This window comes from Arthrobacter sp. FW306-04-A (assembly GCF_044358315.1).
Classification (GTDB): domain Bacteria; phylum Actinomycetota; class Actinomycetes; order Actinomycetales; family Micrococcaceae; genus Arthrobacter.
This window is the reverse complement of record NZ_CP084559.1, coordinates 3902599-3928687: the sequence shown is the minus strand read 5'-3', so window position 1 is coordinate 3928687 and position 26089 is coordinate 3902599. Positions and strand designations below refer to the sequence as shown.

Here is a 26089-nt window from a genome sequence, read left to right as displayed (position 1 = left end):
TCATGCTGGCCGTCGACGTTGTTCGCGACTTGTCCTGCAGGCCGTAGAAACGACCGAAATGTGAACTAGGTCATGCCAAAGAATACCAACACTAAGATACTTTGTGTCAAGGAAATGGATGCTTGACCTTTAAGCGCTAAGGAGATAAAACTGATGCAGTGCCATGATCTTCATCACACTTGCGCATTTCGCCAGCCCGCTTCTGTGGCTGGGCCGACGGCGAGAAAGCACATGTCGGGCTTGAACGGGCAAACGCCGTGACGTAGCCTGCGACGCGTGCGCCTCGTCCACGGCCTTGACTGGCGAGCCGCCAATGACGGTGGCATGCCCCCTCGAGACTGCACTCGAAGCCCTCACAACCTTAAGGATGTCCGATGGACACGATGAGCGAACCCAAGAAGGAAGAGACCAAACCGAATTGGTGGGTACTTTGTCTCGCAAGTGCCGCAGTAGTGCTCGATGGATACGACAATGTCGCATTGGGCCTGTCCATACCGGCGATTGCTAAGGACTGGGGTGTTCAACCCTCGCAATTCACTCCTGCGCTCTCGCTGACCAGCGCTGGAGTGGCTCTGGGGTATATGGCAGTAGGGCGCCTCGTGGCCAAGCTCGGAACCAGAAACGTCATTTTTTCGGCGGTCCTGGTGTTCACCCTGGGTTCGCTGCTGACGGCGTGGTCGGGTTCGATTGTGGAGCTGACGATTCTACGTTTCGTGACCGGCCTGGGACTGGGTGCCGTGCTGCCGGCCGCTGTCTCCCATGCGACCGCAGTCAATCCCGGTCGTGTGCGTCAATCGATTGCGGTGGTCGTGGTGACGGGCCTCTCGCTCGGGGCTCTCATCGCAGGGCTGGCCGGAAGCGGTATCGTGGGCTCATTCGGGTGGAAATGGGTGTTCATTATCGGAGCTATCGCTTCTGCTGTACTTCTGCCGTTCCTGTGGTTCGGACTGTCCGGTGGCCACGTATCGGGCACGCCCAACGACGCGGCCAAGGCCAAGCATCATGCGTCGGTTGCGCGTCTGTTCGAGGCTCCCGTACGGAGCAGAACGCTTCTCCTGTGGGCTTTTTCGTTCCTCATCTTCGCAGTGTTCTACATGTTCTCGTCGTGGTTGCCGACCCTGCTCACCAGCTACGGCTTCAGCACCGGTCTAGCACCGCTGGGATCGGCGGCACTGGGCATAGGAAGCATCATCGGTGCCTGCGTACTCATCCTCGGATCGCGTCGATACCGGATGACGTCGGTCCTGGCCGGAACCTCGGCAGCAGCGATCGCGTTCCTAGTCATCTCTGCATTCCTCGGCCCCGACAAAGCGCTGCTGCTGCTGGTCTTCGGCGGCGTCGGCCTCGGACTTCAGGCCGGCATGATCGGCCAGGCCGCGGTGGCAATGACGCTATACCCCCAAGCAACGCTGACCGCCGGCGTCGGCTGGGCGGCCTCACTGGGCCGACTCGGATCGGTTGTCGGCCCGATCTTCGGCGGCGTCCTCATTGGACTCGGCGTGCATACCAGCATCATCGTTCTCTCAGTATGCGTGCCTGTGATCATCGCTCTGGTGTTGGTGCTGATTCTAGGGCGGATCACAGCAGCCAAAGCGCGGATTCCGATGTCAGCACACCTGGCGAAATCGCCCCTCAGCGCGCCGCCTCGGACCTAGCGTAGGCCCTGCCCGCACTGCCCCTTCGGCAACGACCTGCAGGGGCAGTGCGGGACTATGTACATAGGTTGAGTCCTCATTCTCGTGCCGCCAGTGGAATGCTTCCCAAGGCAAAAATCGTGTGGTTAGATCCTGCGGTAGCTGAGGTCGAAGATCATGCGTCTTGCCTCGTGGGCCTTGTTTTCGAAGCTGGTGCGGATCCGGCCATCGAAACGCGGAGCCCATCCGCCCACGTGGTCCACTCCCTCATTGGGCCCGGTGTGCTCGGTGCTGACCGGTGCCCGGCCTTCCTTGACAGGCGCTCCACCCACCATGGATTCGACTCCCGATTCCCACACCTGGGTGAGGGGGCTCTCTGCGCCGGTCCGTTCGCCGTCGTGCACGTTCTCAAACTCGGTGGAGCCGGCAAGGACCTCGCGGACGTGGATGGCGTAGTTGGACCAGTCGGTGGCGATCCGCCACAGGCCACCCTTCTTGAGGGACCGCGCAGCAAGTTCGGCGAACGCGGGCTGGATGAGGCGGCGTTTGTGGTGCCGGGACTTGTGCCAGGGGTCGGGGAAGAAGACCCAGAGCTCGCTCACCGAACCCGCCGGGAGCATAGTGGCCAGGACCTCGGGGGCGTTGGCTTCCACCACGCGGACGTTGCTGAGCCCGCGGCTGTTGATCTTGATCATGGTGTTGGCAAGCCCAGGGGTGTAGACCTCGACGGCGAGGAAATCCTTGTCCGGGTTCTCCTCCGCCGCGTGGCACACGGCATCGCCGAGTCCTGAACCGATTTCGACGATCAGCGGCGCCTTGCGCCCAAATTCCGCTTCGGCGTCGAACACGTAGTCCGGGTGCACCGACGTGTTGGCGACATGCCGTGGAACCTGGATGGCCCAGCGGTCCGAGTGCTCTTCCCACGCGGCCTGGCGACGGCCCTGAAGGCGCGTCCCGCGGCGCACGAAACTGACCGGCCGGCCACCATAGGTGCCGAAGGAGGCTTGGCTGCCGGGGGTCACAGGGCGCGGGGACTGCGGTGTTTCAGGGGATTCTGGGGTTTCACTCATCCCCTCCAGAATACCGTCGCACGGTCAAAGCCCCGCGGCGGAGCCGGCGTATGGGACAAACTGCCAGAATGGGTTGGTGACCCCCGCCTCAAGCGCTTCCAAGAACACAAGGCCGCATCCCGGCGTCCCCGGGATCTTCGTCGACGCTGAGATCGATGAGGTTCCCGCCGCCGAACCCACGCAGGTCAAGACTCGCCGTGGACTCGTCTTCCTGGGGATCTGCCTGGTGCTCATCGGCCTGAACCTACGGACGGTGTTCTCGAGCTTTTCGGCGGTCCTTCCGGAAGTTACTGCCGACGCCGGACTGCCGGGCTGGGCTGTGGTGGTGCTCACCACTGTTCCAGTGACGTTGTTAGGTGTATTTGCGCCGCTCGCCCCGATTCTGGCCCGCCGTTTCGGTGCGGAGAGGGTGTTGCTCGGCGCGATGGCGGTCCTGACCGCCGGGCTGCTGCTGCGTCCCGTGGACCTCGCCGGTGCCGGGCACTTGCCCGCCCTGCTCGCCGGAACGGCAGCGTGCGGCGCCGCGATAGCGCTGTGCAACGTGCTTCTGCCCGGAGTGGTCAAGCGCGATTTCCCTCACCGGCTCGGACTCATGGGCGGCCTGTATACGACGGCGATTTGCGCCTCGGCCGCGATGGGCGCCGGTTTCACCTACCCCGTGTTCTCGGCTACCGGGCACTGGACCTCGGCGCTGTGGTTCTGGGCGCTGCCCGCCGCCGTCGTACTTTTGCTTTTCTTGCCGCTAGCGATGCGTCAGCATCCCGCCCGCCACAACGCCGCCGGCGGCGGTGCGAACGTGTGGCGTTCAGCCGTGGCCTGGCAGGTCACGATCTTCATGGTGTTGCAGGCGATGATGTCCTTTAGTGTGTTTGCCTGGCTGGCGCCGATTCTGCGTGATCGGGGGATCGACGGCGGGACGGCCGGCTTGATCGTGTCCGTATCGATTGTGCTGCAAATGCTGGGTTCATTCCTGGCACCCGGGCTGGCGGCCCGCTTCAAGGACCAGCGCGTCATCAACACTGTGGTGGCGCTTATGACCGGAGGTGGCTTCGCCCTGAGCATCTTCGGCCCCACGGAACTGATCTGGCTCTGGACAGGGCTGCTGGGCCTGGGCCAAGGCAGCCTCACGGCTGTGGCGTTGACCATGATCATGCTGCGCACCCGCGACTCTCACACCGCGGCGCATCTTTCCGGCATGATGCAGGGCGTCGGCTACGGGCTGGGGTCTACCGGAACCCTGATGGTCGGCCAACTGCATCAAGCGACTGGTGGCTTCGCTGCGGCCGGCATCCTGTTCCTCGTGGTGGGATCCTTGGCTGCTTTCTTCGGTTTCCGCGCCGGCCGCAACCGATACGTCGACTAACCCAAGTAGTCCCCACCGCCACCCTCGCCTGGCAAGCTCGGCCAGGGAACCCTGGCGGCGGGGGCCCACGCAGTAGGTGTCGTTTTCAGCTCAAAACGACATCTACTGCGAGCTACTTGGGTCCAGACGGGGAGCCTAGTGCGTCAGGTCCTTGCCCTTGGTTTCCGGAATCGTGAAGGCAAACGCGATTCCGATGGCCAGCAGGATCACCGCGTAGACGTTGAACATGTTGGCCTGCCCGATGCTGCCCAACCAGGTCTGCAGGTACGGGGCCGTGCCGCCGAAAGCAGCGACGCAGATGGAATACGGGACGCCGACGCCCACGGTGCGGATCTTGGTGGGGAAGAGCTCGGCGTACACAGCCGGGACAATCGAGGCGCTGCCGGCGATGAAGAAGAGCATCACGGACATGCTCACGGCCAGCTGCCAGGGGGAATCCTTCAGGAGCCACGTCATCGGGAAGTGCAGCAGGGCGGCACCGGCAGAGCTCATGATCAGCACGGGCTTGCGGCCGATGCGGTCGGACAGCTTGCCCCAGAACGGGAGTGAGGCGATGAACGCGATGTTGCCGATGACGCCGGCCCACAGGGCTTCTCCGCGGTCCATCTTGAGGGTGGTTGCCGCATAGCTCGGCGCCACGACGCCCCAGATGTAGTAGACAACAGTGAGGCCGACGGTCAGGCCGATCACTTGAAGAGCCTGCTTGCGGTATTTGACGATCTGCGGCCACATGGGCTCGCGCTTTTCCTTCGGCGCTTCGGCTTCGAACGCCTCCGTCTCCTTCATCTTGGCCCGCATGACCAGGGCGTAGATGCCAAGCGCGCCGCCCACCAGGAACGGGACACGCCAACCCCACGCGTTCATGTCGGCCTTGCTCAGCACTCCGGTCAAGATGGCGCCCAACAGGGTTCCGGCGAGGATGCCGGCGGTGCCGGAGGTGTAGATGAGGGTCGCCCAGAAGCCGCGCTTTTCCTTGGGTGCCATTTCTGACAGATACGTTTGCGACGACGGCAGCTCGCCACCGTGGGCGAGGCCCTGGATGAGTCGGGCCACCAGGAGCATGACCGAGGCCAAGGCACCAACAGCCTGGAACGTCGGTGCGATGCCGATCAGCAGGCTGCCGAAGGCCGCCAGGCCGACCGCGAACGTCATGGAGGTCTTGCGGCCGATCCTGTCGCCGATCCAACCAAAGACGAAGCCGCCGAACGGCCGGGCCACGAATCCGACGGCGAAGATCGCCAGGGTGGAGAGGACTGCGGACGTGGGGTCGGCGTTGCTGAAGAGGGCGCTGGCAATGAAGGGCGAGAATGTGGCGTAAATGGCCCAGTCGTACCATTCGACGGCGTTTCCGATGCCGGTGCCAATGAGGGTCCGCAGATGGGACCTGTGAACCTGAATTGTGGCTGATGCGCCTACGGTGGCGGTCATGTCTTGCTCCAAGTGGCTGGGGTGGTGGTTAGTTGCCGGCGGCGAGGGTGGCGATGCGGGAGACCGCGAGCTCTGCGTAGAGCGCCGCACCGTCGGCCAGGACGCCGTCGTCGAAGGTGGCGTAGGGGGAGTGGTTGAAGGGTGAGGTGGTGTGATCCACGCCCCGCGGTACGGCGCTGAGGCCCACGAAGGTCCCCGGCACTTCGGCCAGGACCCGGGAGAAATCCTCGGAGCCACTGATTGGCGTGGCCCAGCGGGAGAGCCGAGAATCGCCGAACATGCCGGAGATGACATTCTCTGCGGTGTGCGTCTCGTCCTCGTCAGTGATGGTCATGGGGTATTCGCCGCGGTAGTCGACATCCACCTCCAGGCCGTGTGCGGAGGCGATGCCCTTGAGGAGTTGCGGGATGGCGGTCATCATCCGGTCGCGCGAGGCTTCCGAGAAGGTGCGGATGGTGGCTTCGAATCGGGCAGATTCGGGGATGACGTTGCGCTTTGTACCGGCCTGCAGCAGGCCGACGGTGAGGACTACGGGATCGAACATGTTGAACTGCCGCGTGATCATGACCTGGAGCGCCGTCACCATTTCTGCGGCTGCCGTGACGGGATCCTTGGCCGAATGGGGCGCTGAACCGTGCCCGCCGGCACCCAGTACCGTAACGAAAAGCCCGTCAGAGGCGCTCATCATCACTCCAGGCTTGGTGCAGAACTGGCCATACGGTTCCAGGGAGGAGAAGACATGCATGCCATAGGCGGCGTCAACCCGGCGGCCTGCAGCGTCGAGGACGCCTTCGCGGATCATGTGGCCTGCTCCGTCGAAGCCTTCTTCGCCCGGTTGGAACATCAGGACGACATCGCCGGCCAGCTGATGGCGCCGTTCGGCCAGCAGGGTAGCGGCTCCGGCGAGCATGGACGTGTGGAGGTCGTGGCCGCAGGCGTGCATGGCGCCGTCGATCTTCGAGGAGAACTCGACGCCGGTGCGCTCCTGGACGGGAAGTCCGTCCATGTCGGCGCGGAGCAAGACCGCTGGCTTCCGGGCTGAGGAGTGAGGCGCGCCGCCGCGCAGGACTGCAGTGACCGACGTCGTGCTCTCGCCGAGGGAGATTTCGTACGGGAGTCCGTCGAGCGCCTTGAGCACCTTTTCCTGGGTGCGCGGGAGGTCCAGGCCGATTTCTGGTTCCTGGTGGAGCTCGTGACGGAACCGGGCGATTTCTCCCTGCATCTCTTTGGCGTCTGCGGCGATCGACATCTGTTCTCCTGTTTCCTGAACGTTTGGTAAGTATCCATAGCCATTGTGGAGTGATTAGCCTCACAATCTTCCAAAGCCCTGGAAAAATTCAGGAACATGCCAGAATTAACAGAATTCACGCACTGTCTAGGAGAGGATCGCTCATGGAACTCAGTGAAGAGGACCTCCGGCTGATCAATGCCCTCCAGATCTCGCCGCGTATCAGCTGGTCCGACGCCGCCGAGGTCCTTGACGTCCATGCCACCACGTTGGCCTCCAGATGGGACCGGCTGCGCGAGTCGGGAGCAGCCTGGACCACAGCGCACCTCATGGGCGATCCCGAGAATGCCTGCTTGGCGCTCTTGGACGTGGACTGCGAGATGCACCTCAGGCCCGAGGTCACAGCCGCGCTTGCTGCGATTCCCGAGGTCATCACGGTTGAGGAGGCCGCCAGCAACCGGGACCTCATGCTGACTGTGATCACCCAGGACCTGAGCGAGTTCAGCACCCGGCTGTTGCCCCAGCTGAAGGAAATCCGGGGGCTTACCAAGTACCGGACCTCGCTCTGCACGCGGATCCACACCAGTGGCTATGCGTGGCGGCTCAATGTGCTGAGCCGGGCTGAGCAGCAGGCGCTGCGTGCCCTGGCAGGGCCGGAAGCGGCCAATCCGTCCGCACCCTACGCGGTGGTCACCCCGCTGCCGGCGAGCCACATGGCACTTCTTCCCTTCCTCGCCCGGGATGGCAGGGCCTCCGCCGCGGAGATCGCGCGTGCCCTGGGGCGCCACCCTGCCACGGTGCAGCGGCAGCTCGGCCGCGTGCTCGCAAGCAGGATGCTGTCCTTCCGCTGCGAAATTGCCCAGAAATTCTCCGGCTTTCCCATGACGTGCCAGTGGTTCGCGAATGTTCCGGCAGGACAGCATGAAGCCGCGGCCGCCGAGCTACGGGCCGTCAGGAACGTCCGGTTCACGGCCTCCACCACCGGCAGTACCAACTTTGTGATCATCATGTGGCTGCGTTCGCTGGCAGAGATCATGGAGATGGAACTCGCCATCCAGCAGCGCATCCCAGGGATCGAACTCGTCGAAAGCGTCGTGATGCTGAGCACGGCCAAGCGGGTCGGCTGGATGCTGAACCCCGACTCGACGGCGACTGGCGCCGTCGTACCCACCGCCGCCGGTGAGCTGGTCCCCGCAATCGAGCTGACGACGACGGCCTGACTCGCGATGCGCGCGGTGGGGCCCGGCCTAGAGGCCGGCGTTGTAGACGTCGAGTCCGAAGCGGTTAAGTCCCGGGGTGCCTGCGTAGCCGAGATACGGAAGGCCGAAGGTGTCCTCAATGCTGGCAAGCAGGCTGTAGTGGTTGTAGGGGGTGGTGGACCAGGTGCCACCCTTGGTGAAGGGGGAGATGACCAAGGCGCCGACGCGGCCGCCGCCCTGCCCGACGATACCGGGAAGCGGAGAGTTGGGTCCCGGCCCTTCGCCACAGCACGCGCTAGCGTCCGATTGGGGGCTGTCGGATTCGTCGAAGGTGATCACCAGGACACCGTCTTGGCGAAACGCGGGAGACGAGGTGATCAACGGAACGTACTGCTTCAGCCATGCATCCGCGCTGGTCAGGCCACCTGGCTGTCCGTCCACGCAAGGGGAATCGTGTCCGTCGTGGCAGAGGTTCGGCGTGATCATGGACAGGTTTGGCGTGGTTGCGACCGAGGCGAGATCGGTTTTCAAGGCGCCGAGGTCCACATCGTTCTTCGCGCAGTCCGGTGATCCAGTGATCCCAGCGAAGTAGACAAAAGGATTGTGGCGGGCGGCGTACTGGTCGCCGACCTTCGCCTTCTGGGTGTCATCGGGTGCGCCGATGGCGGGGTGGCGGCAGGGAGTACCCATGTCCTCCATGTAGCCCTTCCAGGTTTTCCCTGCAGCCGTCAATTGGCCGGCGACCGTGGGAACGTCAGCGGGGAAGACACAGCCGTCTCCAACGGCCTGGCCAGGAGCTGCCGTCCCGGTCTTCACGAATGGGGAGTACGTCTGGCAATCTGCCTGCATCTGCGGGTTGGGGCCTTGTCCGGACATCTGGGCGACGTAGTTCGGTTGGGAGTTGTGTGCGGTGCCGAAGTACTGGTTCAACAGAACGCCCTGGCTGCGCAGCGTGGTGGAAAGGTACGGCGCGGCCGAACTTGGTCCCCACGTGGTTTCGTAGCCCTTGTTTTCGAGATTGATCACGAACACATGCTCGGCGCCCGGGAGATAGCCCGCGCTCTGGGTCGTCTGGGGTTGGCTTGCTTGGGCCTGCGTCTGGTGGATGCCGAATGCAATACCGGAAACGGTCAACAAGGCAACCATCAGTGCCGCAAATCCGAGCCGGAGCCTGGAGATGGTGAAGGTTTTGAATGTCATGGCAGGATCCATCCGTCCGCGAGCGCTTTCTGTTTCAAGCCGGCCCATTCTTCTTCCGCAGGCGGTCCGACGGGAGAACATGCCGGTCCGGCGGCATAGGGCGGCACGAGGTACGCCGGGGCCGCCAGATTCGGTGCCGATTGGAAATCAAGCACTTCGGCGATGTTCCGGGCGGCGCTGTCCCTCGGCGTCAGGGCTTGAAGCCCCCAGCGCCACTCGATGGCCTTCAAGATTGAGGTGTGGTCGTACGTATCGTGTGCCACGTAGCGCCTGCGGGCCCGGGGTGAAACGACCAAGGACGGGACGCGGAACCCACGCGTGGCGGTATCCGGATTGCTGTCCGGTGCTGTTTCAGGGGGAACGTGGTCGTAAAATCCGCCCCACTCGTCGTAATTCACCACCAGCATCGTGTTGGCCCAGTTGGGGCTCTTGGTCACTGCGTTGTAGACCTCTGCCAGGAAGAGTTCGCCGGAGCGGATGTCCGCGTGCGGGTGGTCATCGCCGGAGGTTCCGCTGGATTCATCCGTGAAGCGTGGATCCACGAAGGAGACTGCGGGAAGTTTCCCGGAACTGCAATCGCTGAGGAATTCGGCGTAAGGCTTGGAGATTCCGAGGTACTTGGTTCCCCAGAGCGCGGTGAAGGGAATGTCGCCGTAGTAGTACTTGCCCTGTACGCCGGCAGCTGCCAGGCGGTCCCAAATCGTGGGCATGGTGCTGGTGACGGTCGAGTTGTGGAGCCTGTCCGTGGCCGCCGAGTGCTGATAGAAACGGTTTGGATAGGTCTCGGCCATGGTGGCGGCGAAATAGCGGTCGCAGACGGTCCAGTCGGGGCCCGCCTGGCGCCAAAAGTCCACGTCGCTTGAGTCGTAGTATCCGACGGCGAATTCATCGTTCTCACCGGCCCGCAGCCAGCCATCGTTCTTGCCGTTGTTGAACTGGATCCGGCCGCCCTCATAGGAATGATCGGGGTCGGGATGGCCGCAGCCCTGGTAATCCGTCAGGTGGTGCGTCGTGTGGGGAATCCCGTAGCGGTCAACGAACGTCAGTCCGGATTGCTTTCCATCAGCCCCGGGCATCCAGCCAAGGAAATGGTCGAAGGAGCGGTTTTCCATCATCACCACAATGATGTGGTCGATGCCCGAAGCGCCGGGTTGAGGGAGTTGGGTCGCAGCAGGAGCGGGTCCCATGGTCGCGCCGCTGACAAGCGTCGCGGCCGTGGCAGATCCGGCAACTGACAGGAAATTGCGTCTTGTGAAGTTCACCCCAAGAGTCGATCACGGAATGATTACGGGCACAATCGATAGTTGGCTATTTAATAAAGTGTTCGCTCACAGTTAATTTCATGTGAACATTAATCACTTGAATGGATTTTGATGGTGGCCCCAAACTCGTTTGGGCTTCTAGGCTGGGATGATGACTAGCCACGACGCGACAGCCGGCATCCTGCAACGCCCCTATCTCCTGGCGACAGCGGGTGCCTGCGCGTTGGTCTTCCTGGCAGCTTTCGAATCCATGGCCGTCACCACCATCATGCCGCTGGTGAGCCGTGAGCTGGACGGCGCCGGACTCTATGCTCTGGCCTTTGCCGGTCCTCTCGCCACTGGCGTGATCGGCATGGTAGCCGCAGGGAACTGGGCGGACCGGCGTGGGCCGGCTGCTCCGCTTTACGCTTCCGTGGCGCTGTTCGCAGCAGGACTGCTCATCGCCGGTACCGCGGTTTCCATGCCGATGCTCGTCGCTGGGCGGCTCGTCCAAGGCCTCGGCGGAGGCGCCATGACGGTCGCACTGTACGTGGTGATCGCAAGGGTTTATCCCGCGAGGCTGCACGCCCAGGTCTTTGCAGCGTTCTCGGCTGCCTGGGTCATTCCTTCGATGATCGGGCCTTTCGCTGCCGGCGTGGTTGCCCAGTTGAGCAGCTGGCACTGGGTTTTCCTGGGCGTTGTGGGCCTGGTGGTTCCGGCGTTGGCAATGATCCTGCCCGCCATGCGCGGCATGCGTTCCGCGCCGGACGTGCGGGAGGCAGGTTCCCCGAAGGCCGCGCCGCGCCAAGCAAAGTCCGAAATCACCGACGTTCCCTGGGCGTTCGGCCGCATGGGGTGGGCTGCACTCGCAGCCTTTGCCGTCCTCGGCCTGAACCTGTCCGGGCAGGTGCCCGGCGTGGGCTGGGCGATCGCCGCCGTCGCACTCGTCATCGCAATGCTGGCAGTGAAGCCCTTGGTTCCCCGCGGCACCCTCGGCGCACACCGCGGCTTGCCGAGCGTCATCTTGATGCGTGGAATCGCCTCCGCCGGTTTTTTCGGCGCCGAGGTCTACGTTCCGTACCTTCTCACGGAGCGGTACTCCTTCACCCCGGCGTTCGCCGGACTCGCGCTGACTGGATCGGCCCTCGCCTGGGCAGGAGCGTCCGCCGTCCAGGGCCGGTTGGGTTCCAGGCTCGGTCATGCACTGGCTGTTCGGATCGGTTCTGCGCTGGTCCTCGGTTCTGTGGCCGTCGTCCTTGTGACCACGGTGTTCGCGTGGCCGGCCGCGGTGGCGATTTCAGGCTGGCTCTTCGCGGGAGCCGGTATGGGCCTGATGTACCCGCGCCTGAGCGTCATGACCCTGGCCCTCTCCCGCACCGAGGACCAAGGCTTCAACAGTTCGGCAATGTCCATCGCCGATTCCCTGGGAGGCGCCCTCTCGCTCGCCGTGACGGGACTCGTCTTCAGTGCGCTGACGACGACGGCGGCTTCTTTCGCAGGCGTGTTCGCACTGACGGCGGGGATCGCCGTCGTCGGACTCATCATCGCGCCGCGAGTGGCGGGCAGGCAGCCTTCGGGTGGTCAGGACGCGGAAGCCCACCGCGCCGAGGAAGCCGACGACGTAAGAGCCTAAGACTTTCTGTGGGCCCGGAGGACGCTATCGACGGTGGTGGCTTGCTGACCGTCCGGACCGGTGACCACGCGTTCCCGGGAATCGGCGACGTTGATCCTCCACGAGCCAGGGCCGCGGGTAAGCGCTTCTACCAAGTCCTCGGGAGTGAAGAACTTGTCCTTCATTTCCTTGTGCGCGCTCCACGGAGTCAGGCCCTCCGGGTGATGCCCCACCACAAGCAAAGCCCCGTCTGGAGCCACGGCTGCGGCGGCCGAGGCAAGGGAATCGCGCCACGGCAGAAGCGGAGAGTGAAGGAATTGGGCGGACACCAGATCGAAGCCCGCGTCCGGGTGCCATGTTGCGAAGTCCCTCTGTAACCAAGTGATCCGGTCCTGTAGCCCCGCTTCCATCGCGTGGGTTGCCGCCCGTTCAAGCGCGACGCCGGAGACATCTACCGCGGTCACCGTCCAGCCATGCTGGGCGAGCCAGATGGCGTCCGCGCCCTCCCCGCAACCCAGGTCCAGGGCGGTGCCGGCAGTCAGGCCTGCGGCCTCCGCGATCAGCTGCGGATTGGGATTCCCGCTCCACCTCTTCGCCTTTTCCTGGTACACCTCGTCCCAAAACTGCGCTGCGTCAACGTCGTGGTTCGGTTCGCTGTGAAGGTGGGCTCCGCCGTCGTGCTCGTGCGTCATGGCTCAAGCGTGCCCTGACGTGCCCCGCGAGGCAACGGTCAGGCCAAAAGACCCCGTGGAAAGGTGGGCTGCCCGCGGATGCTAGAATGGATTTACTTGATGTGCAGTGATGCCCGCTTAGTCCCGGATTCGGGGAGTGGGCTTTTTTCATGTGAGAGGCACATCCTGCGTCGATGAACGCGTTTTCTCTGGTCCCGGCCACGGCTTATTGCCTACCGGTTGATCACTGACTTTTTCCTCGGCGAACCCTTGGCCCAACCGGCGTCGGGGGACGATGTCCGTTGGACACCGCCAGAAAGACCCTTGAAACACATGACTACTTTTGCTGCCCTTGGCACGCCCAAGCCCATCGCCGAGTCCCTCGCTGCAGATGGCATCGAAGAAGCCTTCCCCATCCAGGTCAAGACCCTCCCGGATACGCTCGCAGGCCGCGACGTCCTGGGCCGTGGCCGCACGGGCTCCGGCAAGACCATCGCTTTCGCTATCCCGCTTGTGGCACGTCTCGCCGAGCGCGAAGCCAAGCACTTCCGCAAGCCCGGCCGCCCCATGGGCCTGGTCCTCGCACCAACCCGTGAGCTCGCCACCCAGATCAACGCCACCATCGAACCACTGGCCAAGGCCATGGGCCTGAACACCACGGTCATCTACGGCGGCATCTCCCAGGCCCGTCAGGAAAAGGCGCTGCGTGCCGGCGTCGACATTGTCATCGCCTGCCCGGGCCGCCTCGAGGACCTCATCCGCCAGCGCATCCTGACGCTCGAAGCTGTCGAGATCACCGTGCTGGACGAGGCCGACCACATGGCCGATCTCGGCTTCCTCCCGGTGGTCAAGAAGCTCATGGACATGACCCCCACCCAGGGCCAGCGCCTGCTCTTCTCCGCGACGTTGGACAACGGTGTTGACAAGCTGGTCAACCGTTACCTGTCCAACCCGCTGACCCATTCGGTGGATGACCCCCAGGCCGCCGTCACCACCATGGAGCACCACGTCCTGGTGGTCAACGACCAGACCGTCAAGAAGCAGCTGATTGTGGAGTTGGCCTCCGGCGCCGGCCGCCGCCTGCTGTTCATGCGAACCAAGCACCACGCACGCAAGCTCGCCAAGACCCTGACCGATTGCGGCATCCCCGCCGTCGATCTCCACGGCAACCTGTCGCAGAATGCCCGTGACCGTAACCTTGCCGAGTTTGCCAGCGGCGAGGTGCGGGTCCTGGTGGCCACGGACGTCGCGGCCCGCGGCGTGCACGTCGACGACGTCGAACTCGTCATCCACGTGGACCCGCCCACAGAGCACAAGGCTTACCTGCACCGCTCCGGCCGTACGGCCCGCGCAGGTTCAGACGGCACCGTGGTCACGCTGACGCTTCCCGAGCAGCAGTCCGACGTCAAGAAGCTCATGAAGGCTGCCGGCGTCGACGTCTCGTTCGAGCGCGTCACGGCCAGCTCCCCGCTGGTTGCCCAGCTCGTGGGCCAGGTTGCCGACAAAGTTGACCCGCGCACTCGTGCGGCATTGCTCGCAGCTAAGACCCAGCAGCCGGGCGGCGGCACCTCCACTGGTGCCAACGCCCAGCGCAAGCGCAACCGCCGCACCACCCAGGCTGCACCCACTGCGGGTGGCCGTGGTGGTCGCGGTGGCCGTGGCAAGGTTGCCTCCGAGCCGGTGCGCACCGACATCAACCGTGCGGATCGCCGCGCAGCAGCGAACGACGACGTCGCCCGTAACTCGCGTGGACGCGGCAACGCTGCTTCCACTCACCGCAATGACGTTCCTGGCGCGCAGGGCCAGAACGGTCGCAGCGGCCGTCCGGCGACTGGTCAGCGTGCCGCCGTCGGCAATCGCTCGGCGTCGGCTCCGCGTACCGAGTCCGCAACTGCTACGCGCAGCAGCGGCAACAAGTCCGTGTGGTCCTCCAACACGGGTGGCAACTCCGGTGGCTCGTACGGCTCCGGCTCGGGCAACTCGGGTTCGGGCCGTCCGGCCCGCAGCGGCCCGCGCCGTGCCTCGGCTCCGGCGTCGAACGAGCGCCGCAGCCGCTAGGCCACCTGTGCGCTAGGTACTCTGTTGGACATGCTCAGCCTTGGTAGCGCGGAGTGGACATATTCCTGATATGTCCACTCCTTGGCTCAAAGAATGAGCATGTCCATAGGGATTACCAGCCGCGCTCGCGCCATTCCGCAAGGTGTGGCCGCTCCGCGCCGAGCGTCGTCGGATCTCCATGGCCAGGATGCACCACAGTGTCATCCGGGTAAGCCTCGAACAACCGTTCCTTTACGTCGTTCAACAGCGAAGTGAAGCGGGCGGCATCGTTCTGCGTGTTGCCAACACCCCCAGGGAACAACGAATCGCCGCTGAAAATGTGCGCGGGTCCTTCCGGGTCCAGATACACGTAGGCGATCGAGCCAGGAGTGTGGCCGCGCAAGTGCACCGCGGTGATGTCGAAACCGTCGAAGTTTCCCACATCGCCATGGTGCAGCGGCACGTCCACGGGTACCGGCAGCGCGTCGGCATCGTCTACTCCGGCTGAGGTCTTCGCGCCCGTCGCTTCCACCAACCCGGGAAGCGCGCGGACGTGATCCCAGTGCTGGTGCGTCGTGGCAATCAGGGCCAGCTTCGGGGTGGCCTTGGTGTCCGCGGCTGAGTCCTCGATCATCCGCTGGATGGCCGGGAGGTCGTCGGCGGCGTCGATCAGGAGCTGCACACCGCTCGCCTTAGCGGTGAGCAGGTACACGTTGTTGTTCATCTCGCTGACCGAGATTCGCCGGATGGTGATGTCACGCAGTGAATGAATGAGTGAGTCCATTCGTCCACTCTACGGAAGCCGCGTGCGGCCGGCCGGTTACTCGCGGCCCTGCGAAACCCAGGTGGGATCCGCGGATCGTGAGCCGACGACGGCGTACGCGGCTCCGTCGAGCACGTCCAGTTGGGCGGCACTCAACTCGAGGGACAGGGCACCCAGGTTTTCGTCGATCCGGTGCGGCTTGCGTGTGCCGGGGATGGGGACCACGCTGAGCTGGAGGCGGCGGCCTTGGGCGAAAAGCCAAGCCAACGCCACCTGGGCGGGAGTTGCATCCCGGCCAGTGCTCTCGGATAGCTCCGCGGCCACGGCTCGAACCGCGGCAACAACCGCCTGGTTGGAGTCGAGGGCGCCGTCGGCGAAGCGGGGAATGCGGTGCCGGAAATCGTTCTCGCCGAGTTGATCGGCGCTGACGGTTCCGGTGAGAAAGCCCCGGCCAAGCGGCGAATAAGGTACGAAACCCACACCGAGCTCAGCCGCAGTCGGGACGACGTTGCGCTCAACGTCCCGGCTCCAGATGGACCACTCGCTCTGCACAGCGGAGATCGGGTGCACGGCGTTGGCTTCCTTCAGTTCCTCAGCGGTCACTTCCGACAAGCCCAGGTGCCGGACCTTGCCTGCCCGGACGAGCTCTGCCATGGCCTCCACGGTTTCCACAATCGGAACGCGGAGGTCACGGCGGTGCATGTAGTAGAGGTCGATGAAGTCGGTGCCCAGGCGGCGGAGGCTTGCTTCCGCCGCCTGGGTCACGTAGGCAGCGTCTCCGCGGACGTCGGTGTAGCCATCGCGCGGGTTGCCCACGATTCCAAATTTGGTGGCCAACTGGACCTCGTCGCGGCGATCCTTCAGGAGTTTTGCTATCAGTTCCTCATTGTCGCCCGCGCCGTAAATATCCGCGGTGTCAAGGAAGCTGATGCCGGCATCCACGGCATGGTGCAGCGTCTTGAGGGATTCGGCGGGATCCACCTCGCCATAAACGGGCGTCAATGCCATCCCGCCGAAACCGAGGGGGCTTACGGTCAGGCCACCGCCGAGCTGTACGTTGGTGGTTTCCGGGCTCATGGTGGTTCTCCTTCGCCGAGTGTTCGTATCATTTCTGGCAACTCCGCGGGGCGGGGGAGTATTCCGCGTGCCTGGCGCTTATGGTTCGGCTGGCTCGGTCACTTCATCACGCTTTTCCGTGGGAAGGGCTTTCAACCCCGCGGCGCAGCCCACGATTCCGGCAATGAAGAGCAGCTTGAGCGGGCTGGCCGGTTCGACGCCGGTGGCCATCGCCCAGCCGACCGTCAGGGCTGCTCCGTTCCCGACCCAGACGGCGTAGGCCGTGCCAAGGGGAATGCGCTTCACTGCGATGCCGAGGCCGATCATGCTGAGGGTCGCCGTCACGGCGAAGACCGCGGTGGGGATGGCCTGGCTGAATCCGTCGGACAGGCCGAGGGCAGTCGCCCACACCGCTTCGAGGACGGCGGAGGCCAGCAAAATGGTCCATGCAAACTTGGCGTCCATCGCTACGCCACCACCTTCAAGCCGACCACGCACACCGCGATTCCGGCGAGCAACAACAGCCGGGCCGCCGTCGGGCGCTCAACTTTGGTGATCATTGCGTAAGCGGCTGTGAGAACGACGCCGACACCCACCCACACGGCATAGGCGGTGCCCGTGGGGATGGATTGCATCGCGAAGGCCAGGCCCGCGGTGCTCGCAATCACGGTGACCAGGAAGATGGCGGAGGGGACCGGTTTGCGGAAGCCGTTGGAACGGTGGAGCGCTGCGGCCCAGACGGCCTCGAGCGCGCCGGACAGAATGAGGATTAACCACGACATGACAGATCCTTTGGCCAGTCTTGTCGCGTGCCGGGTACTGAACCGTCGTCCGGAGGTCCCTGTGCGGGCCATCCTTCGAGGCTAGCAAAGCCCGACGCCGGGCGGCCAGTCTTGGTGGCGAGCCTCACCACGGACATGTCCGGTCCCGAGCTTTAGCAAGGGACATGTCCATTGCTAAGGTCAGCGACAGGGCATATTGCTGTTATGTCCAGTGCTCAGACCTAGGAGTGCACATGCTCCACGCGGTCGATGGAGATGACGGCCAGGAACCCACGGCCCAGGATTTCGGGGCTCCGGGTGTCCGAACCTACCACCGTGTCGTAGCGGGCGAGTTCGACGGGTTCGTCAGCGGTAGGCGCGGTGGCGGTATCACCGTCCGCGGCGTCGGCAGGCTCCGCGCCGGGACTGACAGAAGCCTTGCCTTCCAAGAGGACCGCCATTTGACCCTCGAACACCGGGTGCGCGCGCTTCTTCGAGAGCTCGATGATGGATGTGTAACCCTTGAATTCGCCGGCCCGGGCGATCACATTGAGGTCCCGGATGTCGCCGGTGGGGAGCGCGCTGGAAGAGTCCGCCTCGCCCGAGAACCGGAAGGGCCGATACTTTTCCAGCGGGTGCTCTTCGCCGTCCACCGTGAGCAGCAGCAACTCACCGTCGATCACGGTGATGACGCGCTCCATGCCAGGAAACGTCGAGAAATCGCCTGCCGATCCGACGTCGGCGATGCTGACCCGCCAGTCCCACGCCCCGTCCTGCGCCGACGCTGCTTTCGGATGGCTGGCCAGTTCGCGGGTCACCCCGCCGCCGTTGCGCCACGGTTCAGGTCTGAGCTCGGCAAAACGGATGATCTCCATACGCTCCAGCCTAGCCCGAGCCCGCCTTTGGCCGGGGCAACCGCCGCGTAACATCGGCGCAACCTTGGCCCGGTTCAACAATCCCCGAGGCCCTTGCTAACGTCGTAGGGAGATAAAAGGTTGGAGACGCGGAATGTTCGTCAAAGTGTGTGGCTTGAGCACGCCTGAATCCGTGCAGGCCGCCGTCGAGTCCGGCGCAGACGCGGTGGGTTTCGTGCTGACGAAGAGCCCGCGCGAGGTATCGCCTGACCGTGCCCGAGACTTGCTGGTCCATGTGCCGGAAGGTGTCGCCGCCGTCGGGGTCTTCCGTCACGAGACCGCCGCCGACGCAGTCGCAACCGCTCGCGAGGCCGGTCTCGGATGGGTCCAGTTGCACGGTAGCCGCACGCCGGAAGACGTTAAGACAGTGCACGACGCCGACATGCGGCTGGTCAGGGCCGTCACCATGGGTGCCGCCCCGGAGGAGTTCGACGACTGGGGCGAGGACTTGTTCCTGATCGACGCCGCAGTGCCCGGTTCGGGGGAGGCGTGGGACTATTCCTCGGTCCGGAAACTGGTCCTGGGTGGGCGCCACTGGTTGTTGGCCGGAGGGTTGACCCCGGCCAACGTCGGATCGGCAGCGCAGGAAGCCGGGGCCTGGGGAGTCGACGTGTCCAGCGGCGTGGAGTCGTCGCGCGGAGTGAAAGACCTCGACCTCGTGCGTGCCTTCGTCAAGGCCGCCAAAGCCTGACGCCCCCACCCGAACGCTCGCTCACCTTTGGTGCCTTTGGCGCGACGCGCCTGCAGATGATGTGAGCGAGGGCTCGAGGATTAGCCCCCAAAAGTGAGCGTGGGTCGCAAGAAACCCTTGACAGCCGCTGTTCGACGTCGCATATTTAACATATCAGTTAATTAGCTGAATGGTTAAATGCAGAGGCGCCAAAAGTGTCCACAGATCGGCTCAGTCTCATCTTCTCGGCCCTCGCCGACCCCACCCGTAGGGCAATTCTGGCCCGGCTTTCGGAGGGTGAAGCCACCGTGAACGAGCTCGCCGAACCGTTCGACATCAGCCTGCCCGCCGTCTCGCGGCACCTCAAAGTCCTGGAAACCGCAGGGCTGATCAGCCGGAGCCGGAATGCGCAATGGAGGTCTTCCAGGTTGGAAGCGGAACCGCTGCGCGAAGCGACCGAATGGATGGACAGATACAGGCGTTTCTGGGATGCCAGCTTTGCCCGCCTCGATGCCCACCTACGCAAGATTCAGCACGATTCAAAGGATCCAGGAGCCAAGTAATGAATACCGAACAGCACGTCCTCACCATGATCCGCGAATTCGATGCCCCCCGGGAGCTCGTCTTCGAGGCCTTCTTGGACCCCGATCAGCTCGCCGCATGGTTTGGGCCTGTGGGTATTGATTCGCCGCGCGACCGGATTGTCGTGGAACCCAGGGTGGGCGGCGTCTGGCAGCTCGTCATGACCTGGGATGAGGACGGCGCCCCCAAGGAATCGCCTATTGACGCCGTCATCACCGCTTATGATCCGCCCGCCCTGCTTGTCGCAACGCAAAAAGCAGAGCCCGACGCCGGGATCACGCTTTTGCTCGAAATGCGCCTTGAGTTCGAGGTGCTGGAGGGCGACCGCACACGGCTTCATCTCACCCAAGGCCCCTTTGACTCCGACGAATGGGTTGAAATGACCCGCGAGGGGTGGGGTACGTCGTTCACCAAGCTGGACACCCTGCTGGTGCGGGATTAGGGAAGCGGGTCAAAGACCGCCAGAAGTCAACTTGGAAGGTGGGGGACCGTTCGGGCTACACTCCACGGCGGGGACAGAATGCCATTGACTCCGGAGACCGAACGGTTCCGGAGACATACGATCAAGCAGAATGCGACCTTTGAAAATCCTTGTCAAACCTCTTAACGGCCCTATCCGCTACCTGACAGTCGCCTTTTTTGCCGCTTTGGCATTGTCTGGCTGCTCGTCGCAGGCAGGCACCGCCTCGGCGGGCACGGCGTCGCCCTCTTCTGTGGGCGATTCCGCATCCGCAAGTCCAACTCGATCGTCGGGCCCCTTTGGAGGCTTCGCTTCGGCGGCCGAGATGTGCTCCACTATTTCGCAGCAGGCCACGGGAGCTTCGTTGCTGCCTATGTCCGCGGCGCAGGGAAAGACCGCTGAACTGGAGCAATACAAAGCCGAGCTTGCCGCTACGGCCCAGCGCGTCCCAGATGCGCTCAAAGCTGATTTCACCAACCTGAAGGACACCGCGATCGCAGGTTTGAAGGACCAAACCGTGTACTCAAGCGGCAAGTTCGAAAAAGCGATGGCTCCCGTTACAACCTGGTTGAGCGCCAACTGCAAGTAGCCCTTGGCCCGCAGCCACACGCGGGCGCGGGCCGGGTTTTAGCGCCCACGAGTGAGTGAGGGTCCGGCAAAAGGGCCACTTATGTGAGCGCGCGTCGGACAAGACAAGCAAATAAGTGAGTGAGCCTTGGGGCGGCGCAACCCTCGCGCACCTTTAGGCCCAAAATAGAGCACCCTCCTTCAGTTCATCATCTGCAGGAGGGTGCCGCCGTTTGGGCACATAAGTGAGTGAGCGTTGGGCAAAAATGCCGTATATGTGAGCGGGGATCGGAAGATCAGGGGGATTTCAGGGCGAACCCCTAGGCCCTGGCCGCGTCCCGCAAGGGACAATGGAAGATATGAAAACGCTGCTTAACATCATCTGGCTCGTCTTCGGCGGCTTCGTTCTGGCCTTGGGATATTTCATGGCCGGAATTGTGTGCTGCTTGTTGATCGTCACCATCCCGTGGGGCATCGCGTCGTTTCGGATTGCCTCGTACACGTTGTGGCCGTTTGGTCGCATGGTCGTGGACAAGCCCGGTGGCGGGGGAGTCTTCCCGCTCATCGGCAACGTCATCTGGCTGCTGGTTGCGGGCATTTGGATCGCGATCGGCCACGTGGTCACGGCTTTCGCCATGGCCATCACCATCATCGGGATCCCGCTGGCCATCGCCAACCTGAAGCTCATTCCGGTATCGCTCATGCCGCTGGGCAAGCAGATCGTGCCCAGCAACCGCCCGTTCGTCAGCACCTACCGCTAGCCTCCCCGCATAAGGCACCACGAACTGTTCCGGAGTAGCGTAGGCCGTGTCTGCACTGCCTCCCCTCGAAAGGAACAGTCCATGTCCGCCGCCAGGAACACCGTTGCCAAGAACATCGTCGCCACCCTCAAAGCCAACAATGTCCAGCGCGTCTATGGGATACCCGGAGATTCGCTGAATGGATTCACGGACGCGCTGAGGGAGGAAGACAGCATCCGGTGGGTCCATGTCCGGCACGAGGAAGCCGCCGCGCTGGCAGCCGCGGCCGAGGCGGGTCTCACAGAAGAGCTGGCTGTGTGCGCCGGTTCCTGCGGCCCCGGCAATCTCCATCTGATCAATGGGCTCTACGATGCCAACAAGTCCAGGGTCCCCGTGTTGGCCATCGCCGCGCACATTCCCAGCGAAGAGATCGGCAGCCAGTACTTCCAGGAGACGCATCCCCAGGAGCTGTTCCGGGAATGCAGCGTTTACGTCGAGCACGTCGCGCATCCCAGCCAGATGCCCAGGGTCTTGGAAATCGCCATGCGGACCGCGGTCGAGAAGCGGGGCGTCGCCGTCGTCGTGATCCCCGGTGATGTTGCCCTCGCGGAGGCGCAAAGCGACCGGACGGCTGTGATCCGGGCCGCCCGTCCGGAGATCCGGCCCAATAGCCGAGAGCTCGCCGAGGCGGCGGACATGCTCAACGCGGCCGGCAAAGTCACTATCCTCGCGGGTGCCGGCAGCGCGGGTGCGCACGCGGAGGTCATGGCGTTGGCGGACGCGTTGGGGGCGCCGATCGTCCACGCGATGCGGGGCAAGGAACACATCGAATACGACAACCCGTTCGACGTCGGCATGACCGGCCTTTTGGGGTTCAGTTCCGGCTATCGGGCGATGGAGAGCTGTGAGGCCTTGCTCATGCTGGGCACCGATTTTCCGTACCAGCAGTTCTACCCGGAGAACGCGAAGATCATCCAGGTGGACATCAGGGGCGAGCAGCTCGGCAGGCGCGCCCGGATTGATCTTGGACTCGTGGGCACAGTCAAGGACACTGCGGCCGCCCTGCTGCCCTTGATCGAGCGCAAGGCGAAACGAACACACCTCCAAGCTTCCCTCAAGCACTATGCGAAGTCGCGCGCCAAGCTCGATGACCTCGCTTCTCCGGCGAAGGACGGCCAGCCTATCCATCCACAGTTCGTGGGCAGGCTCGTGGATGAACTGGCGGCCCCGGATGCGGTTTTCACGTGCGACGTCGGGTCCCCGACGGTGTGGGCCGCCCGCTATCTGACCATGAACGGCCGACGCCGGCTTCTCGGCTCGTTCAACCACGGAACCATGGCCAACGCCCTGTCGCACGGCATCGGAGCGGCGGCCGCGTACCCCGGGCGCCAAGTGGTGGCCCTGGCCGGCGACGGTGGGCTGACCATGCTGCTCGGCGAACTGATCACCTTGGTGCAGAACAAGCTCCCCGTCAAAGTGGTGGTCTTCAACAACTCCTCGCTGAACTTCGTGGAGCTCGAAATGAAGGCCGCCGGCTTCGTCAATTTCGGCACGGACCTGGAGAACCCGGATTTCGCCAAACTGGCAGAAGCTCTGGGCATCCGCGGTATCCGGGTGGACAACTCCTCGGGGCTGCAGGCAGGTTTGGCTGAAGCCTTCGCGCACGACGGCCCGGCCCTCATCGACGTCCGCACGGCCCGGCAGGAACTGTCCATTCCGCCGGCAATCAGCGCCGAACAAGTCAAGGGCTTCACGCTCTACGCGATCCGAACTGTCCTCTCCGGCCGCGGCGACCAGCTGATCGACCTCGCGAAGACGAACATCCGCCAGATATTCTAAGGGGAACCGCCACCGCGCTAGCGGTCACGGTTCCGGCGGGAAGATCGAAACTGAAGCTGCGCTCCACGGCCCGCGCGCCGCCGTCGTAGGTTGCGCTGTAGGTAGGAGGTCACACCTCCGTGATACGGGGTGTCGCCTTGGGCTCCAGCAGACCCCCGATTGTCCGAAGCCATCAAATGGCAGGCGCCCACCTTCATCTACAAGGGAAACATTGCCTCGTTCTTTCCGCGGTCAAAGAAGAATGTCACCCTGATGTTCCACCAGGGCGCGTCGATCGCCGATGAACTGGGCCTGCTCGAGGGTGACGGCGAAGTCTCCCGCGTTGCGCGCTTCGTGGACAGCGTCGATTTCGAGGCAAAGAAGCCGGCGCTTGAAGCCGTGATCCTGGGATGGATCAAGGACAAGGGCTAACCACGCGCGGCTGACCGGCGCGCGGGCTCGGTGGGCACTCAGGGTCGCCCGAACGCACCATCCCTCAACAGGGCCACAGCGAATCCAGCGTCAAGTTCGGCGGCGATCTCGACGTCGTCGGCGTACCCTGCGCCGATCAGCTCCCGGCCGCTTGAACAGCCTTGCAGGGCGTGGTGAAGTCGGGGTTCGGCAGCGTTGAATACTGCCATCGCGGCCTCAGCTTCCGGCGAGAATCCTTCCCTGCCGTCTTCCGCGGTGAAACCGCCCCGGCCCGCTGCCGCAAGCCCGGCAACGAAGGCCCCGGCACCGATCTGATCCTCCACAACGGGCCGGAGGGAACCGCCGGGCCATCGCTCACCGGCCGCGATCACCGCGACTACCGCGCCAGGGGGCAGCTCGGACACCACCCAATCCGCGGTGGCGGCTGCGTTACGCAGTGACACTGCTGCGATGAGCGGCACTTCCTGGGCGAGTTCATGGGCAAGCGCGGAACCGTTGGGCGAAGGCAGGACCACGCGACCCAAGGCCGGCGCGTCGCGAAGGCTCGACGGCGAGAGGCTCAGTCCGCCGCCACCCCGCGGACCCGCCAATAGGGCACCATGGTGGGCTGCGAAGTCCTCCGCGCCCGCATCCATCCACGGGTAAGGGAACACCGTGGCACCGCGATCGACGGCGACGCTCACGCACGTGGTGAAGGATAGGACGTCAACCACAACGGCAAGGTCGGCGCCGGACGCTATGGCGCGGGCGCCGTCGAGCCCCCACTCAAACCTCACCGCGAACGGAAGCTGCCGGTGCGCCATCGCCGCCATGGTCATGACAGTTCGGCCTCGAGGTTTCGTCGGGCGGCATCCAACCAAAGGCTTTTGGCGCGCTCGCTGTGGAAGAGCGGATCCAGGGCGAGCAATTGGCGGACCACCGCGGCCCGGCCGGCTGCGAAGTCGGGATCGCTGACGTGGGCGTAGTCCTCACGGACCGCCGTCAGGTAACGGGCGTAAGCGGCGGGCTCCGCGCCGAGGATGGAGAGATCGGCGTCGCACAGGAGGGCGCCGGCATGATCGTCCGGCGCGGGGCTGTGCGTGGAGGTCAGCCTGACGAGCCGGGCGACCTCATCGATCACGGACTCCGGAAGGCCCGCAATGGCGAGGCGGTCCTCGGCCAATTTGGCCGATTCTTCCTCGTCCTGTCCGGCGATTCCTTCATAGACGGCGTCGTGGAACCAAGCGGCAAGGGTGACCGAGCGCGCGGGAAGCGCGGGGTTCGTGAGGACGTCCAGGGCTTCGAGGACGGCCAGCAAGTGCGTACGGCTGTGATACTTCCGGTGCTCTTCACCCCAGCGCTCCAGGAGTTCGAACCCTAGCTCCTCATGTCCCGGAAGCGTTGAATTCCAGCGCTCCAGCAGGGGCACAGTGAGCGCTTTGCTCCGGTCCCGCGCGGGGATCCGCAAGCCGCTCGCGATCAGTTTGCGCACTAGAATGCGGGCCTCCACGGGGATGGCTCCGGCGGACAGGAGATCCTGGTAGCGGCGTTCCGGGACGTCGTAGTGGTCGCCGTCGAAGGCCCGCTCGGGGATTCCCGTGGCGTTGGCAAAAGCATGCAGTTCGTCGAGCGATGTGTCCGAGACGAGGTGGGAAAACACTGTCCCGTGCGCGGGCCACAGCGGCGGATCAACGTAGACAGCCATGGCCTGCGCCCGGACGGACTACGAGTTCTTCTGGGTGGCTGCCGCAGACAGCGAGGCCAAGCCCTTTTCGAAGTCGCCGCCCACCATCTTGTCCATGTTCATGAACAGCGCAAAGATCTTGCCGAGGCCCTTGTTCTCGCCCGTCATTGTCCACGTAACACGGGTGCCGCCGCCTTCCGGCACGAAGGTGAACTCTGTGGGGTTGACGGCCTTCATCGGCTTGGTGAATTCCAGGCGAATGCCGATCTTGCCGGGCTCCTCGGAGCCGACGATTTCCATATTTCCGGTGCCGGCCTTGTTGTTGCCGCTCCAGGCATACTTTGCTCCGACGCCGGATTCGTTGCCCGAGTAGCTGCGGCTCAGCTTGGGGTCAACCGCCTCCCATGGAGACCATTTGGTCCATTCGTGGAAGTTGTTGACGAGCGGGAAGATGTCCGTGGGAGCCGCGGGGATGAGTGCATTGCGGGTGACTGTGAAGGGTGCCATGTGCATATCGTACGGCGGTTTGTAGTGATACGGGTCCGGGCCGAGCGCTGCGCTCCGAACGCGGCGCGTGGCCCGGACCCACGTTGTCGCGAGCGTTACATGCCCGGGATGTCGAGTTGCTCGTAGATGTGGATGGAGGCTTCCGGGGCCATGAGGAAATGCGGGTGGCCTTCGAGGAGTTTGAGGGCGCCGTCCATGTCCTCCGCTTGCAGGACGCTGTAGCCGCTTACGCCGGTCTCAGCCTCGGACACTCCGGAATTTCCGACGATCTTGCCCGCGCCGAGGGGTGATCCGAGCTCAATAATCCCGTCACCGGCCCGCGCGGCCCAGTCCGTCCACAGCTTCATGCCTTCCGCTGCCGCCTCGGGAGTGCTCTCAGCCATGGCCGATTCGGCCGATTGCGGTGCATTGTAGAGAACAACGAACTTCTTCATTGCGCGTCCTTTTTCTCAGCTTGCCGTGCCGGTGATCCG

General features: G+C 64.1%; 27 protein-coding genes and 1 riboswitch. Of the genes, 12 read left to right on the top strand and 15 right to left on the bottom strand.

Annotation, left to right across the window (positions count from 1 at the left end):
* Positions 1–374: 374 nt before the first annotated feature.
* Positions 375–1655 carry an MFS transporter gene (locus tag LFT43_RS18300; RefSeq protein WP_395799250.1) on the top strand — a complete coding sequence of 427 codons (1281 nt, stop codon included), beginning with the start codon at positions 375–377 and terminating at the stop codon, positions 1653–1655.
* 125 nt (positions 1656–1780) lie between these two features.
* Here LFT43_RS18300 and trmB read toward each other — a convergent pair whose 3' ends face one another.
* Complete coding sequence (gene trmB, locus LFT43_RS18295) at positions 1781–2704, bottom strand: tRNA (guanosine(46)-N7)-methyltransferase TrmB (protein WP_395799248.1); 924 nt, start codon at positions 2702–2704, stop codon at positions 1781–1783.
* A 76-nt stretch (positions 2705–2780) separates the two neighbouring features.
* On the opposite strand from trmB, the gene LFT43_RS18290 reads away from it, so the two are divergent.
* On the top strand, positions 2781–4067 hold the full coding sequence (locus tag LFT43_RS18290; protein ID WP_395799246.1) for an MFS transporter: 1287 nt from the start codon (positions 2781–2783) through the stop codon (positions 4065–4067).
* A gap of 135 nt (positions 4068–4202) precedes the next feature.
* Here LFT43_RS18290 and LFT43_RS18285 read toward each other — a convergent pair whose 3' ends face one another.
* Complete coding sequence (locus LFT43_RS18285) at positions 4203–5495, bottom strand: MFS transporter (protein ID WP_395799244.1); 1293 nt, start codon at positions 5493–5495, stop codon at positions 4203–4205.
* 28 nt (positions 5496–5523) lie between these two features.
* Entirely contained in the window at positions 5524–6744 is a 1221-nt protein-coding gene (locus LFT43_RS18280) for a M20 family metallopeptidase (RefSeq protein WP_395799242.1), read from the bottom strand.
* 143 nt (positions 6745–6887) lie between these two features.
* On the opposite strand from LFT43_RS18280, the gene LFT43_RS18275 reads away from it, so the two are divergent.
* Positions 6888–7943: an Lrp/AsnC family transcriptional regulator gene (locus LFT43_RS18275; protein ID WP_395799240.1), complete on the top strand. Its 1056-nt coding sequence runs from the start codon at positions 6888–6890 to the stop codon at positions 7941–7943.
* Positions 7944–7970: 27 nt separating this feature from the next.
* Here LFT43_RS18275 and LFT43_RS18270 read toward each other — a convergent pair whose 3' ends face one another.
* Both LFT43_RS18270 and LFT43_RS18265 read right to left on the bottom strand, forming a co-directional pair.
* Complete coding sequence (locus LFT43_RS18270) at positions 7971–9122, bottom strand: alkaline phosphatase family protein (protein ID WP_395799238.1); 1152 nt, start codon at positions 9120–9122, stop codon at positions 7971–7973.
* Positions 9119–10384, bottom strand: coding sequence for an alkaline phosphatase family protein (locus LFT43_RS18265; RefSeq protein WP_395799236.1), 1266 nt, complete (start codon positions 10382–10384; stop codon positions 9119–9121). The genes LFT43_RS18270 and LFT43_RS18265 overlap by 4 nt, the downstream gene beginning before the upstream one ends.
* A 151-nt stretch (positions 10385–10535) precedes the next feature.
* On the opposite strand from LFT43_RS18265, the gene LFT43_RS18260 reads away from it, so the two are divergent.
* Positions 10536–11996 (top strand): MFS transporter, encoded by a 1461-nt coding sequence (locus LFT43_RS18260; protein ID WP_395799234.1) that lies wholly within the window; start codon positions 10536–10538, stop codon positions 11994–11996.
* Here LFT43_RS18260 and LFT43_RS18255 read toward each other — a convergent pair.
* Positions 11993–12667 carry an SAM-dependent methyltransferase gene (locus LFT43_RS18255; protein WP_395799232.1) on the bottom strand — a complete coding sequence of 225 codons (675 nt, stop codon included), beginning with the start codon at positions 12665–12667 and terminating at the stop codon, positions 11993–11995. The genes LFT43_RS18260 and LFT43_RS18255 overlap by 4 nt on opposite strands.
* A gap of 312 nt (positions 12668–12979) precedes the next feature.
* Between LFT43_RS18255 and LFT43_RS18250 the strand changes: the two genes are divergently transcribed.
* Positions 12980–14704, top strand: coding sequence for a DEAD/DEAH box helicase (locus LFT43_RS18250; RefSeq protein WP_395799230.1), 1725 nt, complete (start codon positions 12980–12982; stop codon positions 14702–14704).
* Between the two features lie 112 nt (positions 14705–14816).
* On the opposite strand, the gene LFT43_RS18245 is transcribed toward LFT43_RS18250, so the two are convergent.
* From LFT43_RS18245 to LFT43_RS18225, 5 genes are all read right to left on the bottom strand, one after another.
* A complete protein-coding gene (locus LFT43_RS18245; protein ID WP_395799228.1) occupies positions 14817–15467 on the bottom strand; it encodes an MBL fold metallo-hydrolase in 651 nt (216 codons plus the stop codon).
* A 36-nt stretch (positions 15468–15503) separates the two neighbouring features.
* Complete coding sequence (locus LFT43_RS18240; protein ID WP_395799226.1) at positions 15504–16523, bottom strand: aldo/keto reductase; 1020 nt, start codon at positions 16521–16523, stop codon at positions 15504–15506.
* A gap of 78 nt (positions 16524–16601) precedes the next feature.
* A complete protein-coding gene (locus LFT43_RS18235; protein WP_395799224.1) occupies positions 16602–16967 on the bottom strand; it encodes a DMT family transporter in 366 nt (121 codons plus the stop codon).
* A gap of 2 nt (positions 16968–16969) precedes the next feature.
* The gene (locus tag LFT43_RS18230; RefSeq protein ID WP_395799222.1) at positions 16970–17284 is read right to left on the bottom strand and encodes a DMT family transporter; all 315 of its coding nucleotides are present in this window, start codon (positions 17282–17284) and stop codon (positions 16970–16972) included.
* 9 nt (positions 17285–17293) lie between these two features.
* A riboswitch (guanidine-III (ykkC-III) riboswitch) is annotated at positions 17294–17359 on the bottom strand.
* 146 nt (positions 17360–17505) lie between these two features.
* Positions 17506–18138, bottom strand: a complete 633-nt coding sequence (locus LFT43_RS18225) for a HutD family protein (RefSeq protein ID WP_395799220.1) — start codon at positions 18136–18138, stop codon at positions 17506–17508.
* Positions 18139–18271: 133 nt separating this feature from the next.
* Between LFT43_RS18225 and LFT43_RS18220 the strand changes: the two genes are divergently transcribed.
* The 7 genes from LFT43_RS18220 (at position 18272) to LFT43_RS18190 (ending at position 23446) form a co-directional block, all read left to right on the top strand.
* The gene (locus LFT43_RS18220) at positions 18272–18868 is read left to right on the top strand and encodes a phosphoribosylanthranilate isomerase (protein ID WP_395799218.1); all 597 of its coding nucleotides are present in this window, start codon (positions 18272–18274) and stop codon (positions 18866–18868) included.
* A gap of 194 nt (positions 18869–19062) precedes the next feature.
* Entirely contained in the window at positions 19063–19410 is a 348-nt protein-coding gene (locus LFT43_RS18215) for an ArsR/SmtB family transcription factor (RefSeq protein WP_395799216.1), read from the top strand.
* The gene (locus tag LFT43_RS18210; RefSeq protein WP_395799214.1) at positions 19410–19871 is read left to right on the top strand and encodes an SRPBCC domain-containing protein; all 462 of its coding nucleotides are present in this window, start codon (positions 19410–19412) and stop codon (positions 19869–19871) included. The genes LFT43_RS18215 and LFT43_RS18210 overlap by 1 nt, the downstream gene beginning before the upstream one ends.
* Positions 19872–20010: 139 nt before the next feature.
* Positions 20011–20478: a hypothetical protein gene (locus tag LFT43_RS18205; RefSeq protein WP_395799212.1), complete on the top strand. Its 468-nt coding sequence runs from the start codon at positions 20011–20013 to the stop codon at positions 20476–20478.
* A 337-nt stretch (positions 20479–20815) separates the two neighbouring features.
* On the top strand, positions 20816–21217 hold the full coding sequence (locus tag LFT43_RS18200) for a YccF domain-containing protein (RefSeq protein ID WP_268020242.1): 402 nt from the start codon (positions 20816–20818) through the stop codon (positions 21215–21217).
* An 81-nt stretch (positions 21218–21298) separates the two neighbouring features.
* Entirely contained in the window at positions 21299–23035 is a 1737-nt protein-coding gene (gene poxB / locus LFT43_RS18195) for a ubiquinone-dependent pyruvate dehydrogenase (protein WP_395799209.1), read from the top strand.
* A 159-nt stretch (positions 23036–23194) separates the two neighbouring features.
* A complete protein-coding gene (locus LFT43_RS18190) occupies positions 23195–23446 on the top strand; it encodes a DUF1801 domain-containing protein (protein ID WP_395799207.1) in 252 nt (83 codons plus the stop codon).
* Positions 23447–23484: 38 nt separating this feature from the next.
* Here LFT43_RS18190 and LFT43_RS18185 read toward each other — a convergent pair whose 3' ends face one another.
* The 4 genes from LFT43_RS18185 to LFT43_RS18170 form a co-directional block, all read right to left on the bottom strand.
* On the bottom strand, positions 23485–24264 hold the full coding sequence (locus tag LFT43_RS18185; protein ID WP_395799205.1) for a 2-phosphosulfolactate phosphatase: 780 nt from the start codon (positions 24262–24264) through the stop codon (positions 23485–23487).
* Complete coding sequence (locus LFT43_RS18180) at positions 24261–25130, bottom strand: DUF4031 domain-containing protein (protein ID WP_395799203.1); 870 nt, start codon at positions 25128–25130, stop codon at positions 24261–24263. Before LFT43_RS18180 ends, LFT43_RS18185 begins: the two co-directional genes overlap by 4 nt.
* 18 nt (positions 25131–25148) lie before the next feature.
* Entirely contained in the window at positions 25149–25616 is a 468-nt protein-coding gene (locus LFT43_RS18175; RefSeq protein WP_395799201.1) for an SRPBCC family protein, read from the bottom strand.
* A 95-nt stretch (positions 25617–25711) separates the two neighbouring features.
* Positions 25712–26050, bottom strand: coding sequence for a hypothetical protein (locus LFT43_RS18170; RefSeq protein ID WP_395799199.1), 339 nt, complete (start codon positions 26048–26050; stop codon positions 25712–25714).
* Positions 26051–26089: the final 39 nt, after the last annotated feature.

Coding starts and splice junctions, on each gene's coding strand:
- LFT43_RS18175 (WP_395799201.1), bottom strand. CDS start 25,616: ATGGCACCCTTCACAGTCACCCGCAATGCACTCATCCCCGCGGCTCCC.
- LFT43_RS18255 (WP_395799232.1), bottom strand. CDS start 12,667: ATGACGCACGAGCACGACGGCGGAGCCCACCTTCACAGCGAACCGAAC.
- LFT43_RS18200 (WP_268020242.1), top strand. CDS start 20,816: ATGAAAACGCTGCTTAACATCATCTGGCTCGTCTTCGGCGGCTTCGTT.
- LFT43_RS18300 (WP_395799250.1), top strand. CDS start 375: ATGGACACGATGAGCGAACCCAAGAAGGAAGAGACCAAACCGAATTGG.
- LFT43_RS18210 (WP_395799214.1), top strand. CDS start 19,410: ATGAATACCGAACAGCACGTCCTCACCATGATCCGCGAATTCGATGCC.
- LFT43_RS18185 (WP_395799205.1), bottom strand. CDS start 24,264: ATGACCATGGCGGCGATGGCGCACCGGCAGCTTCCGTTCGCGGTGAGG.
- poxB (WP_395799209.1), top strand. CDS start 21,299: ATGTCCGCCGCCAGGAACACCGTTGCCAAGAACATCGTCGCCACCCTC.
- LFT43_RS18170 (WP_395799199.1), bottom strand. CDS start 26,050: ATGAAGAAGTTCGTTGTTCTCTACAATGCACCGCAATCGGCCGAATCG.
- LFT43_RS18285 (WP_395799244.1), bottom strand. CDS start 5,495: ATGACCGCCACCGTAGGCGCATCAGCCACAATTCAGGTTCACAGGTCC.
- LFT43_RS18270 (WP_395799238.1), bottom strand. CDS start 9,122: ATGACATTCAAAACCTTCACCATCTCCAGGCTCCGGCTCGGATTTGCG.
- LFT43_RS18180 (WP_395799203.1), bottom strand. CDS start 25,130: ATGGCTGTCTACGTTGATCCGCCGCTGTGGCCCGCGCACGGGACAGTG.
- LFT43_RS18220 (WP_395799218.1), top strand. CDS start 18,272: ATGTTCGTCAAAGTGTGTGGCTTGAGCACGCCTGAATCCGTGCAGGCC.
- LFT43_RS18225 (WP_395799220.1), bottom strand. CDS start 18,138: ATGGAGATCATCCGTTTTGCCGAGCTCAGACCTGAACCGTGGCGCAAC.
- LFT43_RS18250 (WP_395799230.1), top strand. CDS start 12,980: ATGACTACTTTTGCTGCCCTTGGCACGCCCAAGCCCATCGCCGAGTCC.
- LFT43_RS18235 (WP_395799224.1), bottom strand. CDS start 16,967: ATGGACGCCAAGTTTGCATGGACCATTTTGCTGGCCTCCGCCGTCCTC.
- LFT43_RS18245 (WP_395799228.1), bottom strand. CDS start 15,467: ATGGACTCACTCATTCATTCACTGCGTGACATCACCATCCGGCGAATC.
- LFT43_RS18240 (WP_395799226.1), bottom strand. CDS start 16,523: ATGAGCCCGGAAACCACCAACGTACAGCTCGGCGGTGGCCTGACCGTA.
- LFT43_RS18280 (WP_395799242.1), bottom strand. CDS start 6,744: ATGTCGATCGCCGCAGACGCCAAAGAGATGCAGGGAGAAATCGCCCGG.
- LFT43_RS18260 (WP_395799234.1), top strand. CDS start 10,536: ATGACTAGCCACGACGCGACAGCCGGCATCCTGCAACGCCCCTATCTC.
- trmB (WP_395799248.1), bottom strand. CDS start 2,704: ATGAGTGAAACCCCAGAATCCCCTGAAACACCGCAGTCCCCGCGCCCT.
- LFT43_RS18275 (WP_395799240.1), top strand. CDS start 6,888: ATGGAACTCAGTGAAGAGGACCTCCGGCTGATCAATGCCCTCCAGATC.
- LFT43_RS18230 (WP_395799222.1), bottom strand. CDS start 17,284: ATGTCGTGGTTAATCCTCATTCTGTCCGGCGCGCTCGAGGCCGTCTGG.